At 39.2% G+C, this 13367-nt stretch carries 14 protein-coding genes; 4 read left to right on the forward strand and 10 right to left on the reverse strand.

Annotated features, from left to right (window positions below):
• Nucleotides 1–465 precede the first annotated feature (465 nt).
• The 7 genes from H5118_RS18530 to H5118_RS18560 all read right to left on the reverse strand — a co-directional run bounded on the left by H5118_RS18530 (nucleotide 466) and on the right by H5118_RS18560 (nucleotide 6499).
• The gene (locus H5118_RS18530) at nucleotides 466–1260 is read right to left on the reverse strand and encodes a putative porin (RefSeq protein WP_002962833.1); all 795 of its coding nucleotides are present in this window, start codon (nucleotides 1258–1260) and stop codon (nucleotides 466–468) included.
• Nucleotides 1261–1459: 199 nt separating this feature from the next.
• Entirely contained in the window at nucleotides 1460–1834 is a 375-nt protein-coding gene (locus H5118_RS18535) for a PH domain-containing protein (RefSeq protein ID WP_182749659.1), read from the reverse strand.
• A complete protein-coding gene (locus H5118_RS18540; protein ID WP_182749660.1) occupies nucleotides 1834–2742 on the reverse strand; it encodes an ABC transporter ATP-binding protein in 909 nt (302 codons plus the stop codon). The genes H5118_RS18535 and H5118_RS18540 overlap by 1 nt, the downstream gene beginning before the upstream one ends.
• Nucleotides 2739–3566, reverse strand: a complete 828-nt coding sequence (locus tag H5118_RS18545) for an ABC transporter permease (RefSeq protein ID WP_024603655.1) — start codon at nucleotides 3564–3566, stop codon at nucleotides 2739–2741. The genes H5118_RS18540 and H5118_RS18545 overlap by 4 nt, the downstream gene beginning before the upstream one ends.
• A gap of 143 nt (nucleotides 3567–3709) precedes the next feature.
• Nucleotides 3710–4891: a cystathionine beta-lyase gene (locus tag H5118_RS18550; RefSeq protein WP_182749661.1), complete on the reverse strand. Its 1182-nt coding sequence runs from the start codon at nucleotides 4889–4891 to the stop codon at nucleotides 3710–3712.
• A 9-nt stretch (nucleotides 4892–4900) separates the two neighbouring features.
• Entirely contained in the window at nucleotides 4901–5821 is a 921-nt protein-coding gene (gene nudC / locus H5118_RS18555) for an NAD(+) diphosphatase (RefSeq protein WP_182749682.1), read from the reverse strand.
• Nucleotides 5822–5995: 174 nt separating this feature from the next.
• A complete protein-coding gene (locus H5118_RS18560) occupies nucleotides 5996–6499 on the reverse strand; it encodes an NYN domain-containing protein (protein WP_024595755.1) in 504 nt (167 codons plus the stop codon).
• Between the two features lie 150 nt (nucleotides 6500–6649).
• Here H5118_RS18560 and H5118_RS18565 point away from each other — a divergent pair, with 150 nt between their 5' ends.
• Nucleotides 6650–7273, forward strand: a complete 624-nt coding sequence (locus H5118_RS18565; protein WP_007586990.1) for a hypothetical protein — start codon at nucleotides 6650–6652, stop codon at nucleotides 7271–7273.
• Nucleotides 7273–8028 carry a DUF3307 domain-containing protein gene (locus H5118_RS18570; protein WP_182749662.1) on the forward strand — a complete coding sequence of 252 codons (756 nt, stop codon included), beginning with the start codon at nucleotides 7273–7275 and terminating at the stop codon, nucleotides 8026–8028. Before H5118_RS18565 ends, H5118_RS18570 begins: the two co-directional genes overlap by 1 nt.
• A 124-nt stretch (nucleotides 8029–8152) precedes the next feature.
• Here the strand turns inward: H5118_RS18570 and H5118_RS18575 are convergent, their stop codons facing one another.
• Nucleotides 8153–9547 (reverse strand): DEAD/DEAH box helicase, encoded by a 1395-nt coding sequence (locus H5118_RS18575; protein ID WP_182749663.1) that lies wholly within the window; start codon nucleotides 9545–9547, stop codon nucleotides 8153–8155.
• Between the two features lie 200 nt (nucleotides 9548–9747).
• Nucleotides 9748–10587, reverse strand: coding sequence for an isopenicillin N synthase family oxygenase (locus H5118_RS18580; protein ID WP_008172584.1), 840 nt, complete (start codon nucleotides 10585–10587; stop codon nucleotides 9748–9750).
• 267 nt (nucleotides 10588–10854) lie between these two features.
• On the opposite strand from H5118_RS18580, the gene H5118_RS18585 reads away from it, so the two are divergent.
• Complete coding sequence (locus H5118_RS18585; protein ID WP_182749664.1) at nucleotides 10855–12057, forward strand: bifunctional alpha/beta hydrolase/OsmC family protein; 1203 nt, start codon at nucleotides 10855–10857, stop codon at nucleotides 12055–12057.
• A 58-nt stretch (nucleotides 12058–12115) separates the two neighbouring features.
• On the opposite strand, the gene H5118_RS18590 is transcribed toward H5118_RS18585, so the two are convergent.
• Nucleotides 12116–12883, reverse strand: coding sequence for an alpha/beta hydrolase (locus tag H5118_RS18590; RefSeq protein ID WP_182749665.1), 768 nt, complete (start codon nucleotides 12881–12883; stop codon nucleotides 12116–12118).
• Between the two features lie 129 nt (nucleotides 12884–13012).
• Here H5118_RS18590 and H5118_RS18595 point away from each other — a divergent pair, with 129 nt between their 5' ends.
• Complete coding sequence (locus H5118_RS18595) at nucleotides 13013–13336, forward strand: hypothetical protein (RefSeq protein WP_002959968.1); 324 nt, start codon at nucleotides 13013–13015, stop codon at nucleotides 13334–13336.
• The last annotated feature ends 31 nt before the right edge of the window (nucleotides 13337–13367 follow it).

Below are 13367 nucleotides of genomic sequence, written 5' to 3' on the forward strand. Positions count from 1 at the left end.
CAAAAAGTAACAAATAAGGTACAAGTTGCCGCTAAATTAAACACAACTTAATTATTCGATAAACCTCATCAATATAACCTCCCCTCACTAAATTTTTCTAATTTCTCAAAATAATGACTATAATTAATTCATTATTTCTGAATTTATAATAAAAAATAGGTTTGTATAAGTGCATATTTTTATCTGTTTTTTCCAATAACCATTATTTACCAGCAAAAAACTCCAATACTCATTATTTTATAACTATTATCATCGACTCTACTTAATGGCTTTAATAACAATCTAGCCATTTATGGCAACTCTATTTATAACTTAAAGGGGTTATTTAGATGAGCATAATAAAAGCCGTAATTATGGTTAGTAAAAGTTTATAGTTAAAAGATCAAACGTTTATAAACAACAAAGCCCGCTAAATTTAGCGGGCTTTTTAATATTACTTTTGTATTAACTAAGTAGGGGACTTAATTAAAACTGGAAACGCATGTTAGCAAAGTACGCATCGTTATCAGAATCATCAGCGTTGTTTTCGTAACCCACCTTTACACCAATATTTTTATTGATAAAGTGTTGAGCACCAAAGCTGTAAGTGTCTTGCTTGTTGTAGTTAGCAAATACAGATGTTGCTTTTGAGAAGTAGTAGTTAGTTTCTGCTACCCATTGGTTTTCTGCGTCATCAATGCTTTCGTATTTACCTTCAAAAGTTAGGTAGTTACCTTGCTGTAAATCAATAAAGTATTTAGCAGCAACTGCACGGTAATCAAAATCGTCGTCTGATGTAAGTGTAACACCTACGTAATCTGTGCTGTTTAGCATGTAGTTGTAAGCTAAATCAAATAATGCGTAGTCGTCGCCGTCTTTGTTTTCAACTAGTGTTACTTTTGCAAGTAAATCAGGGTTGAAAAAGTAACCACCCGTCAGTTTATAAAGCTCACTGTTAGAACCTGAATCTGGGTCTAGGTTTTCGTAAGATGCGCCAACAACAAATTCATTAATGAAGTATTCACCACCAACTGATGTTAAATCGCCAAAGTCGTCATCAGCATAGCCACCATATACGTTAGTTTGTTTATTGATGTATTCAAACTGATCGTACGGACCTAAAGTTTTTTTAGGAGATAAGTAGTAAATAGAATCTACAGCAACGGTGTCGTTGTTATCGCTATTTTTGTAGCTTAGGTTACTAATTGAATTATAGCTGTCTGCAGCAGCCGCAGTGCTAGATAATAAAATGCTCGAAATAATAACTGCTAATTTTTTCATTGTAAGACTTCCCTATGTACATTGCTTTTTATGCTCTAGCTGTATTGCTAAAGTCGAGGCACATGCTAACGTTAGGAAACTGAATGAAAACTTAACTAACCAGTTGTATTTATTAAGTTAATTGTAAGGAAGTGTTGTAAACTGTAAAATTAAAGTAGTTGCAACATCTAGTCAACAACTACTTAAAACATGTACCGTATTAAAGCGCGTGTTGGCTAATAATTCGGTAAACATCGTTAATATTATCGCCAGACTTAAACTCTTTACTAATTGGTGTTGGATCTGAGCCAACCCATATTTTTAGCTCGGCATCTAAGTCAAAATGGCCTGCACTTTCTTTACTAAACTTGGTAATTTTAGAGTAAGGAATACTCACCATTTCCATTTTAGAACCGGTCATACCTTGCTTATCAATTAAGATTAAGCGCTTATTAGTAAAAATAAACATATCACGTACTACTTTATATGCTTTTTCTACTTGCTCGCCGTCAATTAATGTATTGGCGAGGATTTTTTCTAAATCAGAATCGTCAACTTCGCTTGCATTACCCATAAGTCCGCTAAGTAAACCCATTATACTTTCTCCTGTTTAAATATTTGATTCTCTAATGTATGACCATTAACTAACTGCCTGTACTGCCAGTGTTGTTGATGACAAAAATTCAGTAGTGCAATATCAAGTGGATCGCTCGTTGGCTGATACTCAACTACATATTCTTTATGTTGGCTCATATACACACGACTCACACCTGCAATTGCTTGAAGCTGTTGCTCAACATTTTGATAAGCCTCGCTTAGCATTAATGTATAAAAGTGTTTATCGGTATTATTAGTTTTTGTTTGATGCTCGCTTAGTACGCCTTTATCTAAATGAAGTACCTGTGAGCATAGTCGCTCAAGCTCAGTTAAATCGTGAGAGCTTAAAATAAATGTAGCCTGTTCACTTAATTCTGATACCAGCTCACGTACTTCTCTGGCATGAATCGGATCAAGCCCTGCGGTTGCTTCATCAAGCATTACAATTTGTGGTGCGCCAATAAGTGCCTGCGCTATCGTAACGCGCTTGCGCATACCGTGCGATAAATCCCCCGCACGCTGCTTTGCAATTTCTTTTAAGCCAACTAAATCAAGTACACGTAGCGCCTCAGTTTGACTATGCTTAGCACCCATACCTTGTAGCTTTGCATAAAAGGCGAGTTGCTTATCTATATTAAAACGAGGGTCAAGTTGCGCGTCTTGCGGTAATGCACTTACTTTATTAAATAAAGCAGCACTACCAGGTTTATGCCCTAATATTTCAAGGCTGCCTTTACTTGGCGCAATATAGCCGCACAACAAACTAAATAAGGTAGTTTTACCCGCACCATTTGGCCCTACAAGTGCCACTGGCGCGCCTTTGTTAATTTCAAAGTCCACATTATTAAGCGCAAGTTTTGCACCATACGATTTACTCAAACCGCTAGCTGTAATTAATGGTCTCATAGTGAGCTCCTTGCAAAAATACGTTGAGCAACGCTTAGTAATACCGCAGTTTGCACAAGGGGAATAGCCACAGCGCTCAATAATGGTAAATTTTGCCCCGCTAATAGCTCTATTTGCACACCCGGAAATAAATAATCAAGCAAGCCTAATGCGGGTATTTGCCATTGCAATATACCAACTACAATACCGCCTGCTGCAAAATATAAAATTGCCAATACAATAGATAAACGCGATGAGCGAGCAAAGGTATTAATTAACGTCATTAGTGCTACAAATGGGCACAAAGTAATCACTAATATTAAAAATATAGAAAGCGCACGGGCAAAACCACCAGCCAGTAAACTTGGATCTCTAAAACACAATACCGCTAGTGTAGCCACAAGTGTTATACCCACCAAACATGCTAATACTCCTAGCTGTCCTAAAAAACGGCCAAACAGTATTTCAAAGCGAGTGGAGCGCAGTGATAAAAACCTTAGTGTGCCGCGCTCTCTATCGCCTACCGTTTGGTCGCTACAAATAAATAAACCAAAAACGGGAAAGCTATAAAGGGCTATTAACCAGTACATAGCAAATTCGGCCTCAGGCCAATCCAATAATTTACTTAAACCAATAGAACCTGATATATCACGGGCTATTTGCTCAAAATCAGGCGCACTTACAATGCCTACTGCCTGCCCTATTGGGTAGCGCAGTATTATTAGCCACACCAATGCAAAGGCAGCTAATGCAATAAGTCCACGTTTAGTTAAAAACATACGTACAAGCTCAAATCCCGCTATTTGCGTTAATCGCCCTACGTTTATCGGTAATGGTGTTGCCATTGACTATCCTTAATGACTTTTTATTTTCTGTGTATTTATCCACACTAAGTGTAAACACCTTGAATTACCAGCAAAAAAAAGCTCACCTGTGGTGAGCTTTGTAACAATACATTTAAATGTAACAGTATAAATTGCGATATAAATTATAAATACTGCTTATAAACCTCAAGTGCTTGGCTTAAATCGCTAATTAAATCTTCAACATCTTCAAGGCCTATGTGCAAACGAATAACCGGCCCTAAATCCCAACCTGTATTTGAGCGCAACCCTTTCATGGTTAAATTAGCCGTTACCAAACTTTCAAAACCGCCCCACGAAAAACCCATTTTGATATGCTCAAGGCTATCTAAAAATGCATCAATCGCTTTTTGATTGCCGGTTTTCATCACAAATGAAAACAACCCATTACTGCCATCAAAGTCACGTTTAAAAAACTCATGCCCTGGGCAGCTTTCAAATGCGGGGTGTCGAATATGATCAACAAGCTCATGTTGCTCAAGCCATTTAGCTACTTCTAATGCTGCTTTTTCATGTTGATTTAAACGCACACCCATTGTACGCAAGCCTCTAAGTGCTAAATACGCATCATCGGCACTGGTACATTGCCCTAGTAAGTATGAGTTTTCGCGCAAGGTTGGCCAGTACTTTTTATTAGCAACAGCCACCCCCATCATCACGTCTGAATGGCCAACAATATACTTTGTTGCAGCTTGAATACTAATATCAACACCGTGCTCTAACGGGCGATAATGTAAGCCGTTACCGTAGGTATTATCAAGCATGGTCATTACGTTGTGCTCATTAGCTACTTTTACCATAGCGGGCACATCTTGCACTTCCATCGTAATAGAACCTGGAGATTCTAAAAACAACACTTTAGTATTTGGCTGAATATAATCTTTAATACCTGCGCCAATGGTTGGCGGGTAATAGGTTGTTGTAATGCCCAGCCCCACTAAAATTTTATCGCAAAAATCACGAGTTGGTTCGTACACGTTATCAACCATTAAAATATGATCACCGGTTTTTAAAAACGATAAAAATACTTGGCTGATCGCCGCAGCGCCACAAGGGTACAATGCACACCCTTCGCCGCCTTCAAGTTCTGTAATCGCTTCTTGCAGCGCAAAGTGTGTTGTTGTTCCTCGGCGCCCATAAAATAACGTTTTATCGCCACGGGTTTTAGCTGCTTCTTTTAAATCGGCTACAGTATCAAATACAATGGTAGATGCACGCTGTACAACAGGGTTTACTACGCCATGTGTATAGGCTTTTTTTCGCCCTGATGATACCAGCTGAGTGTTTTTATTACTTTTACTCGACATTGTTAATCCTTAAGGGTTTGTGCGCCAATGCTCAATTAAATAACGAGAGATAGAATCGGTTCTAGGCAGCTTTAAATGCTCGCCTTCTTCGTGCCAATTACCAAATTGCTCTAAGTCTTCACGACTAAACCATTTTGCATCGTCTAGCTCTTCTTTATCTACGTTAATTTCCTCAGATGTCGCCTCTGCAAAAAAACCAAGCATAATTGACGATGGGAACGGCCATGGCTGAGATGCAACATAACGTACGTTATCAACTTCTATGCCTGCCTCTTCTTTAACTTCACGCGCAACAGCTTGTTCCAGTGTCTCCCCTGGGTCTACAAATCCAGCAAGCGACGAATACATACCTGTGGGCCACGCAGCTTGGCGACCTAATAAACAGCGTTCTACTCCGTCAGCAAAGACTTTAGTAACGACCATAATTACCGCAGGATCGGTGCGCGGGAATGTAGGATGCTTACAGTTTTCGTTTTCACATACACGAGAATGCCCGGCTTCCACTGAACGGTTTTTACTACCGCAGCGCCCACAAAAACGATGCGTGGCATGCCAATAACATAACCCTCTCGCAAGGGCGGCTATTGAGGCATATTTAATGGTTACTTGAGGCCCATATTGGCGAATATCAAAAAACTGAGCGCCCTCTATTAAAGGCGAAAGTACGCTTTCATCCAGATCAGAGACATCCAATGCAAACACACCATGTTTAGCATTGTTTAAACCAACAAAAATAGCACTCGTTAAATCTAAATGTGCCACTTGTTGATACGTTAAATAGCTTACTTTAGGGGTATCTTTAATAAATAGAGTTTGATTATTTTTAACTAAAACCCATTTACTTTGCGCCGACATTTGCGCTTTAAGCCACGATGGGTCTTTACGAAAATTTGAGCCTCTATCTAGTGGCATGTTGCTGTAATGAAGCATGTTAGTCCTTGGTAACTCGTTATGCTTTAAAATTACCATAATCATTTAGCAAACCCAATTGATTACAGTAATAAAAAAAGCCTATATAAGGCTTAATTCATCTATTACGACTTTGTATTAAAATCTCTCATGTTGCAGGCACTTAGCTTGCACTTTTTTAACTATTTTTTACTGTTAAAGTAGCAAAGTATTATCAATTAAATGAAATTGCTCTGCGCTTTGTTTTAATACCTCAGCAGTTAACCTGTCAGCACCGTATACATCGCACGGTACATTATATTGACTTTTTAAATGCCCAAGTAACAAAGCAAAGTCACCATCGCCAGAGAGCAAAATAACTTTATCAAGATTTTTACCCTGCTCTAACATGTCTATTGTTATGCCTACATCCCAATCGCCTTTAGCACTTCCATCACGGCGTTGAATAAATGGCTTTAGCTTTACGTCAAAACCAATCGCACGCAAAATATTTTGAAACTGATTTTGCTTTTCATCTCCTCGATAAATAGCATACGCAAAAGCACACTCAATATTGTATTGCGCCTCCATCATTCGCCAAAACGCATTGTAGTCAAAATTTTTCCCGTAACTCTCACGGCACGTGTAATAAATATTTTGCACATCAACAAAAATACCGACCCGTGGTTTCGTGCTTTGCTGCTCGTTTTGTAAAGTCATTTAGTGTCCTAGTAAGGATTAATAGCAATAAAAGTAACGTTATAAAATAAGTGTACCTTGCAATTTATATTTAAGTAACCTAAATTAGTTACATACCCTTATGTAACCAATATTGGTTACATATTAAAAAGTAACCATTTTGAGATTTTTATGATTGGTGTGATTAGCGGCGATATTATTAAATCGCAAACAATCCCTAAGCAGCAATACGATGCCATGCTTTATCAACTAGAGCAAAGTTTGCGAAACATTTCGGGGGAGCAAACACTTTGGAATATATACCGAGGCGATGCCTTTCAGTTACAAGTTAACAATCCTGAGCTCCTTTTTAAAAATGCCATACTTGTATATTTACACCTTAAATCGTCAGGTTATGAACTACGACAAAGCTTGGCACTTGGGCAAATAGATAACCCACGCAGCGATATAAAGACAGCAACCGGTTCTGCTTTTACTCTTTCGGGGCAAGGCCTTGATAAAATAGGCAATCAACGCTTTGTTTTTAATATTAACGAGCAGCAGCTCGATGAAAGCTTAAATCTTAATTTAGCCTTTGCCGACGTATTGCTCACTAAAATCACACAAAAACAAGCAAATGCCCTGTATGTCTATTTAACATCACCAGACAACAGCCACGCGGCACTGGCTAAAGAGCTTAAAACAAGTCGCGAAAACGTAACCAAACTACTAAATTTAGCGCACTACCAACTTATAGAGCGCTTTATTAAGCACACACAACACGTTATAAAAAATATAATTAAAGGAGGTGAATAATGGCGTTTTCACTTTTACTGGTCGCGCTTATTATTGGCCACTTACTCGCTGATTTTTACTGGCAACCTATGAGTTGGGTAAACGACAGAAATACCCGTCACTTTAAAGCCAGTAAGCTTTATTTTCATGTACTAGTGCATGGTGTAACAAGTGCACTCATTATTACCGTGTGGGAATACACCTTTGGGTGGCAGCAACTAAGCAGTGTTTTAATTGCCACGGCGAGCATTATGCTGAGCCATTATTTTATTGATATAGCTAAATCGTATTCTAATAAAGGCGTGGTACCTTTTGTACTAGATCAAATAGCGCACATACTCGTTATTATTGCGCTCAGTATTTGGCTAACTGATAACAATAGCTTTATGGCTGCAATTAAAAATATGCTCACTGATCCCAAAATACTGTGGGTGGTATGCGGTTATTTAATTATTTTGAGTCCCAGCGCCGTATTTATAAGAATGATGTTAGAGCGTTTAACAAGTAACTTTTCAAGTACTGGTAGCTTACCGCTTGCAGGGCAAAGCATAGGTATGCTTGAGCGCGTACTTATGCTGAGCTTTATATTGCTTGACCAATTTGCAGGGCTTGGCTTTTTACTTGCGGCAAAGTCGGTATTTAGGTTTGGCGATTTAAGTGCAAGCAAAGATAAAAAACTTACCGAGTACGTTATGCTCGGCACATTACTTAGCGTAAGTGTTACTTTATTTGTAGGTTTAGGTATTAACTATTTAATCAGGCAGGCAATACAGTAAGTACAAATTACAAACAATAAAAAACGCGCTGCTTCTATTTAATTAAAGAAGGGAGCGCGTTTTTTGTATCTGCCTTTAACTAAATTCTAAATTAATTAAACACTAGTGCAATCACTAATAATGATTAATCATTATTTGTGCGACGACGGCGTTGGCCATTACCGCCAACAGATTCACGCTTTGCCCATGGGTTTTGCGCGCTGTCATCTGTTTTAGCAGCTGGCTTTTTAGAACCACCACGGCGTGGGCCGGTACCATTACCACCATTGTTCGGCTTTTTGCTGTTAGGCTTGCTGCTATCAGATTTAGGCTTATTAAAAGGCTGCTTTTTCTTAGGCTTTTTTGCCGGCAGTGGGCGAGCATCTAATGCGCGTTCAGCTACTGGGTTAATAGGCTCAAAACCGTCTTCCTCAGCACGTGGAATAAGCTCACCAATAAAGCGTTCAATACCGTATAAATCAACAGCATCATCAACCGTTACAAACGAAATCGCATGACCCGACGCACCAGCACGGCCTGTACGGCCAATACGATGAACATAATCTTCATATACGTTTGGTAAGTCGTAGTTAACAACATGCGGTAATTCAACAATGTCTAAACCACGTGCAACAATGTCTGTTGCTACTAATACGCGTACTTCACCATTTTTAAAACCATCAAGTGCTTTAACACGTGCGCCTTGTGATTTATTACCATGGATAGCCGCGCCTACAATGTCATCGCGTTCAAGTTGTTTAACTAAGCGGTTAGCACCGTGCTTTGTACGGCTAAACACTAATACTTGTTGCCAATCGTTAGTGCGAATTAAGTGGCTTAGCAATGCTGTTTTACGTGTTTTATCTACCGCGTAAACGCACTGAGTAACACTTTTTGCAGTGGTATTTTTTGCTGCAACTGAAATTTCAACTGGGTCATTAATTAACCCTTTAGCTAATGCTCGAATTTCATCTGAAAATGTAGCCGAAAACATCAAGTTTTGACGTTTAGCAGGCATTTTAGCAATTAAGCGTTTAATGTCGTGAATAAAGCCCATGTCTAACATGCGGTCAGCTTCATCGAGTACAAGCACTTCAACGCTATCAAATTTAACTGCATTTTGATTATGTAAGTCGATTAAACGACCCGGCGTTGCTACTAAAATATCAACACCTTTACGAAGACGCTGCATTTGTGGGTTAATTTTAACGCCACCGTAAACTACAAATGAGCTCACATCAGAATGCTTAGCGTACTCTTCAACGTTTTCACTTACTTGCAAAGCAAGTTCACGTGTAGGCGTTAAAATAAGCGCACGTACGTGATTGCTTTTAGCTTTAGGACCCGACGACAAGCGCTCAATAAGTGGTAATGTAAAACCCGCTGTTTTACCTGTACCTGTTTGCGCTGCTGCCATAACGTCACGGCGTTCAATAATTGCAGGAATTGCTTGAGCCTGAATCGGCGTTGGCGTTTCATAGCCCTTTTCTAAAACCGCATTAACCAAAGACTGTGATAAACCTAAACCTTCAAAACTCATATAAACTCTCTTTTAAATAAGGCTACATTAGCCAGTTGCGCGCATTATACCTGTAGTAGCTAAGAATGCATGCCATTATTTACGTTGCAGGCAATTGAGCATAGTTTATTAAAATTAAACCTGTGATCAAGTTGCTTAAAAATGCAAAAAACGGCCATAGGCCGTTTTTTGTTTATACTTAATTACTCTAAGTATTAGAGTTACTTAACACCTAACTCACGCAAACGTTCTTGCAAGTAGCTATCTGCCGTGTAGCGCTCTGAAAGCACAACATCTGGATGCGGGTGTAAAAATAACGGTAATGAAATACGCGATTTAGTAGATGCTTTACCCGTTGGGTTAATTACACGGTGAATTGTCGATGGGAAATACCCGCCCGACGCTTCTTGTAGCATGTCGCCGATATTAATAATTAAGCTGCCAAAATCACATGGCACGTCTAACCAACCGCCATCTGTTTTTTGAACTTGTAAACCAGGCTCATTAGAAGCTGGTAATACAGTTAATAAATTGATATCGCCATGGGCTGCTGCGCGAATAGCACCAGGCTCTTCATCACCCGTCATTGGTGGATAATGTAGGATACGTAACAATGTTTGCTCAGAATCGGCAATCATGTCTTTTAAATCAATTGAAAACTTAGCACGTACATCAGCTGGTGCTTCAGCCTGAACCCAGCTTAACAATGTGCCAGCAAATTCACTTGCTAAACGGTAGTATTCACGTACATCAGCTTCAAGCTGGGCAGGAACGCGACCTTTAGGGTACACATGAAAGTACTCTTTAATGTCTTTTATTGTAAAGCCTTTCGCTACTTCTGATACTGAAGGCGGAAAGTAACCGTCTTGAGTTTCTTTAGAGAATAAAAAGTCGTGCTTTTGCTCTGAGTTAAAAAAGTCTTGCCAATTTTTGTAAATAGACTCAACTAAAGACTGTGGGATTGGGTGGTTTTTTAAAACGCCAAATCCAGTATTTCTTAACGATTCAACAAATTGTGCAGCCGCATCGGGAGCTTTATAATCAACAGTAGGTAATTGCATTGTACGTTCCAGTGAATAGGTTGTGTGAAGTGAGTTGCTTTTAATAGTGCTAAATTACTTATATAAAGTAGCAAAGCCTTCATTATAGCGCTATGCGAGGATAGACAAATGACCTCAAAAAAATAAGGACATATGTCCGCAAGGCATAGTCACTGTCACTTTGCTTGATCAAGATCAACTGATAAAAAAACGTTGAATTTGCAAGGTTTAGTAACTATCTCTGGTTTATTATTAGAATATATTTTATTTGTGTAAATAAGGCTCCCCATGCGACAAAAAGTATCTTTTAAAAGCGGCGATTTAGAACTTGCCGGCCAACTTGAACTTCCCTCTGGTGACGTTAAGTTTTACGCGCTATTTGCACACTGCTTTACATGCGGTAAAGACATTGCAGCAGCTACACGGATTAGCCGTGCACTCACACAACAAGGTATCGCCGTACTGCGTTTCGACTTTACCGGTTTAGGTAATAGTGATGGTGATTTTGCTAACAGTAACTTTTCATCAAACATTCAAGATTTAGTATCTGCGGCAAATCATTTACGTGAACATTTTGCTCCGCCGCAACTACTCATTGGCCACAGTTTAGGCGGGGCAGCCGTTCTTGCTGCTGCTGAGCATATTCCTGAAGTATCGGCTATTACAACCATTGGCGCACCGTCAGATGCGCAGCACGTAGCGCATAACTTTGAAGCACACCTTGATGAAATTAACGCATCAGGGGAAGCTAAAGTTAACTTAGCTGGTCGTGAATTTACCATTAAAAAGCAATTTATTGACGATATAGCCAAGTACGATAAAAGCCACATAAGTAAACTTAAGCGCGCATTATTAGTAATGCACTCCCCTATTGATGCGACTGTAAATATTAGTGAAGCTGAAAAAATTTATGCATCAGCTAAGCATCCTAAAAGCTTTATTAGCCTAGATAACGCCGATCACCTTTTAACAAATAAAAACGATGCCGACTACGCAGCACAAATAATTGCAACGTGGGCAAACCGTTATGTTAAGTACGACAAAACTAAATACACGGCAAGTTTAACGGGTGGTAATGTACTTGTTGAAGAAAAAGACCATGTATTTACTCAGCACGTAAGTACAAAAGATCATACTTGGCTTGCAGATGAGCCAATAAAAGTAGGCGGTAAAAACTTAGGCCCCGATCCGTATCATCACTTATTAGCGGGGCTTGGTGCCTGTACGGCCATGACACTACGTATGTACGCTACACGTAAAAACTTACCACTGGAGCATGTTAAAGTAGAACTTGATCACACTCGCGATTACAACAAAGATTGCGACGATTGTGAGCAAACCGGTAACCTTGAAGCCATTACCCGTAAAATCACCTTACGTGGCGACTTAACAGAGCCAGAGCGTCAGCGTTTACTCGAAATAGCCGACAAATGCCCAGTGCATAAAACACTACACAATAACCCAGTTATTGTAAGTGAACTGGTAGAATAACTGCCGTGAAATTAATATAGCGCAGGTAACACTGCGCTGTGATTTAACTTTTATATACCTAACTTTTACTATCTAAAAATCCCTCTACTTCTTTACTCATTCTATCCACCAGCCATTTTGGCCCGCCATCGTACATATCGTTATGACGCGATTTTTCTATCATTATTTGCGTAACAGGAAACTTATTCAGCTCTGAATCGTTTAACAGCACATTCGCATCAGCTGGGTAATCACTACCGCGTAGAGTAAGTACGCGAATGTTTTTATTGCGCGGGATCAACATGCGGCGATGATCGAGCGTAATAATAGTGCTAACTTCGTTTGGATAAATAGAGCCATATAATGCGGAAATATCCCCGCCGTTTGAGTGCCCAAATAAGGTGAGTTTTGTAAAGTCGTACGCTGGGTATTTACTCGATAGCTCATTAACTAAAAACTTAAGCGTTACTACGCCACGATGCCAGTTTTCCATGCGAGTTGTTAAGTAAGGCTGCTCACGGTTTAAGTAAGGGTCACTTTTTAGCTCATGTGCAACGGCTATTGTTAAATATCCACGCTGATTAAACGCATTACTGGCAAACGTATACCCGTTATGGCTAATCCCGTAACCTGCGTTAATAAACGCTACAGGGCATTTTACTTGCGCTGTACACTTAGCATTGTTACTTGGCAATATAATATTGATAGGAATAGTGCGATTGCGGCTTTCATCAGTCATAACGCCATCGTTTGCATAGCTTGTCGCGCTTATTGCTGATGTGCTTATATCTGATGCACTTAGAGCTAGTGCGCTTAACATAAAAAGCTTTTTAAGTGTTTTTTGCATATTTAAACTTATATAAATTATTGTTTTTAATTAAAAATAACTTTTACTTTATAGGTTTGCATTCTCTATTGACAAACTATGCGATAATAGCCGCCATTGTTTAAATATATTTAGTAAAAGATCCAATAAATGAAATCATACAATAGCATTCAAGAACGTATAGAAATTTTAGAAGACAAACTAACGGCAATACATGACGAAATCGAAACACTAAAAACCCCTGCTAAAAACAACAATGAACGTATTATTTTTAAGTTTATTGAAACAGGCAGCACAGGTAAAACGAAGGATTTTGTTCGTGAGTTAGGTATTAAATCACCACGTGACGGTTTGTTTTCATCAGGTGACGTTACAAAACTAATTAAAGATGGCGCTGAAGATATTTCACCTGCGTTATTAGAAATCGCAAGACAGCTTGCCAGTGCACGTAATAAAAATGGCCCAAGCCGTTAATTACGCAGTCACGCAGTATCTAGAAGCCCAG

The sequence above is a fragment of the Pseudoalteromonas sp. SR41-1 genome, assembly GCF_014164015.1.
Lineage (GTDB): Bacteria > Pseudomonadota > Gammaproteobacteria > Enterobacterales > Alteromonadaceae > Pseudoalteromonas > Pseudoalteromonas distincta.

What these genes read in the sequence shown, in the direction of transcription:
- H5118_RS18570 (WP_182749662.1), top strand. Translation starts at nt 7,273, where the DNA reads ATGGCGTTTTCACTTTTACTGGTCGCGCTTATTATTGGCCACTTACTC.
- H5118_RS18585 (WP_182749664.1), top strand. Translation starts at nt 10,855, where the DNA reads ATGCGACAAAAAGTATCTTTTAAAAGCGGCGATTTAGAACTTGCCGGC.
- H5118_RS18530 (WP_002962833.1), bottom strand. Translation starts at nt 1,260, where the DNA reads ATGAAAAAATTAGCAGTTATTATTTCGAGCATTTTATTATCTAGCACT.
- H5118_RS18565 (WP_007586990.1), top strand. Translation starts at nt 6,650, where the DNA reads ATGATTGGTGTGATTAGCGGCGATATTATTAAATCGCAAACAATCCCT.
- H5118_RS18545 (WP_024603655.1), bottom strand. Translation starts at nt 3,566, where the DNA reads ATGGCAACACCATTACCGATAAACGTAGGGCGATTAACGCAAATAGCG.
- nudC (WP_182749682.1), bottom strand. Translation starts at nt 5,821, where the DNA reads ATGCTTCATTACAGCAACATGCCACTAGATAGAGGCTCAAATTTTCGT.
- H5118_RS18590 (WP_182749665.1), bottom strand. Translation starts at nt 12,883, where the DNA reads ATGCAAAAAACACTTAAAAAGCTTTTTATGTTAAGCGCACTAGCTCTA.
- H5118_RS18540 (WP_182749660.1), bottom strand. Translation starts at nt 2,742, where the DNA reads ATGAGACCATTAATTACAGCTAGCGGTTTGAGTAAATCGTATGGTGCA.
- H5118_RS18595 (WP_002959968.1), top strand. Translation starts at nt 13,013, where the DNA reads ATGAAATCATACAATAGCATTCAAGAACGTATAGAAATTTTAGAAGAC.
- H5118_RS18550 (WP_182749661.1), bottom strand. Translation starts at nt 4,891, where the DNA reads ATGTCGAGTAAAAGTAATAAAAACACTCAGCTGGTATCATCAGGGCGA.
- H5118_RS18560 (WP_024595755.1), bottom strand. Translation starts at nt 6,499, where the DNA reads ATGACTTTACAAAACGAGCAGCAAAGCACGAAACCACGGGTCGGTATT.
- H5118_RS18580 (WP_008172584.1), bottom strand. Translation starts at nt 10,587, where the DNA reads ATGCAATTACCTACTGTTGATTATAAAGCTCCCGATGCGGCTGCACAA.
- H5118_RS18535 (WP_182749659.1), bottom strand. Translation starts at nt 1,834, where the DNA reads ATGGGTTTACTTAGCGGACTTATGGGTAATGCAAGCGAAGTTGACGAT.
- H5118_RS18575 (WP_182749663.1), bottom strand. Translation starts at nt 9,547, where the DNA reads ATGAGTTTTGAAGGTTTAGGTTTATCACAGTCTTTGGTTAATGCGGTT.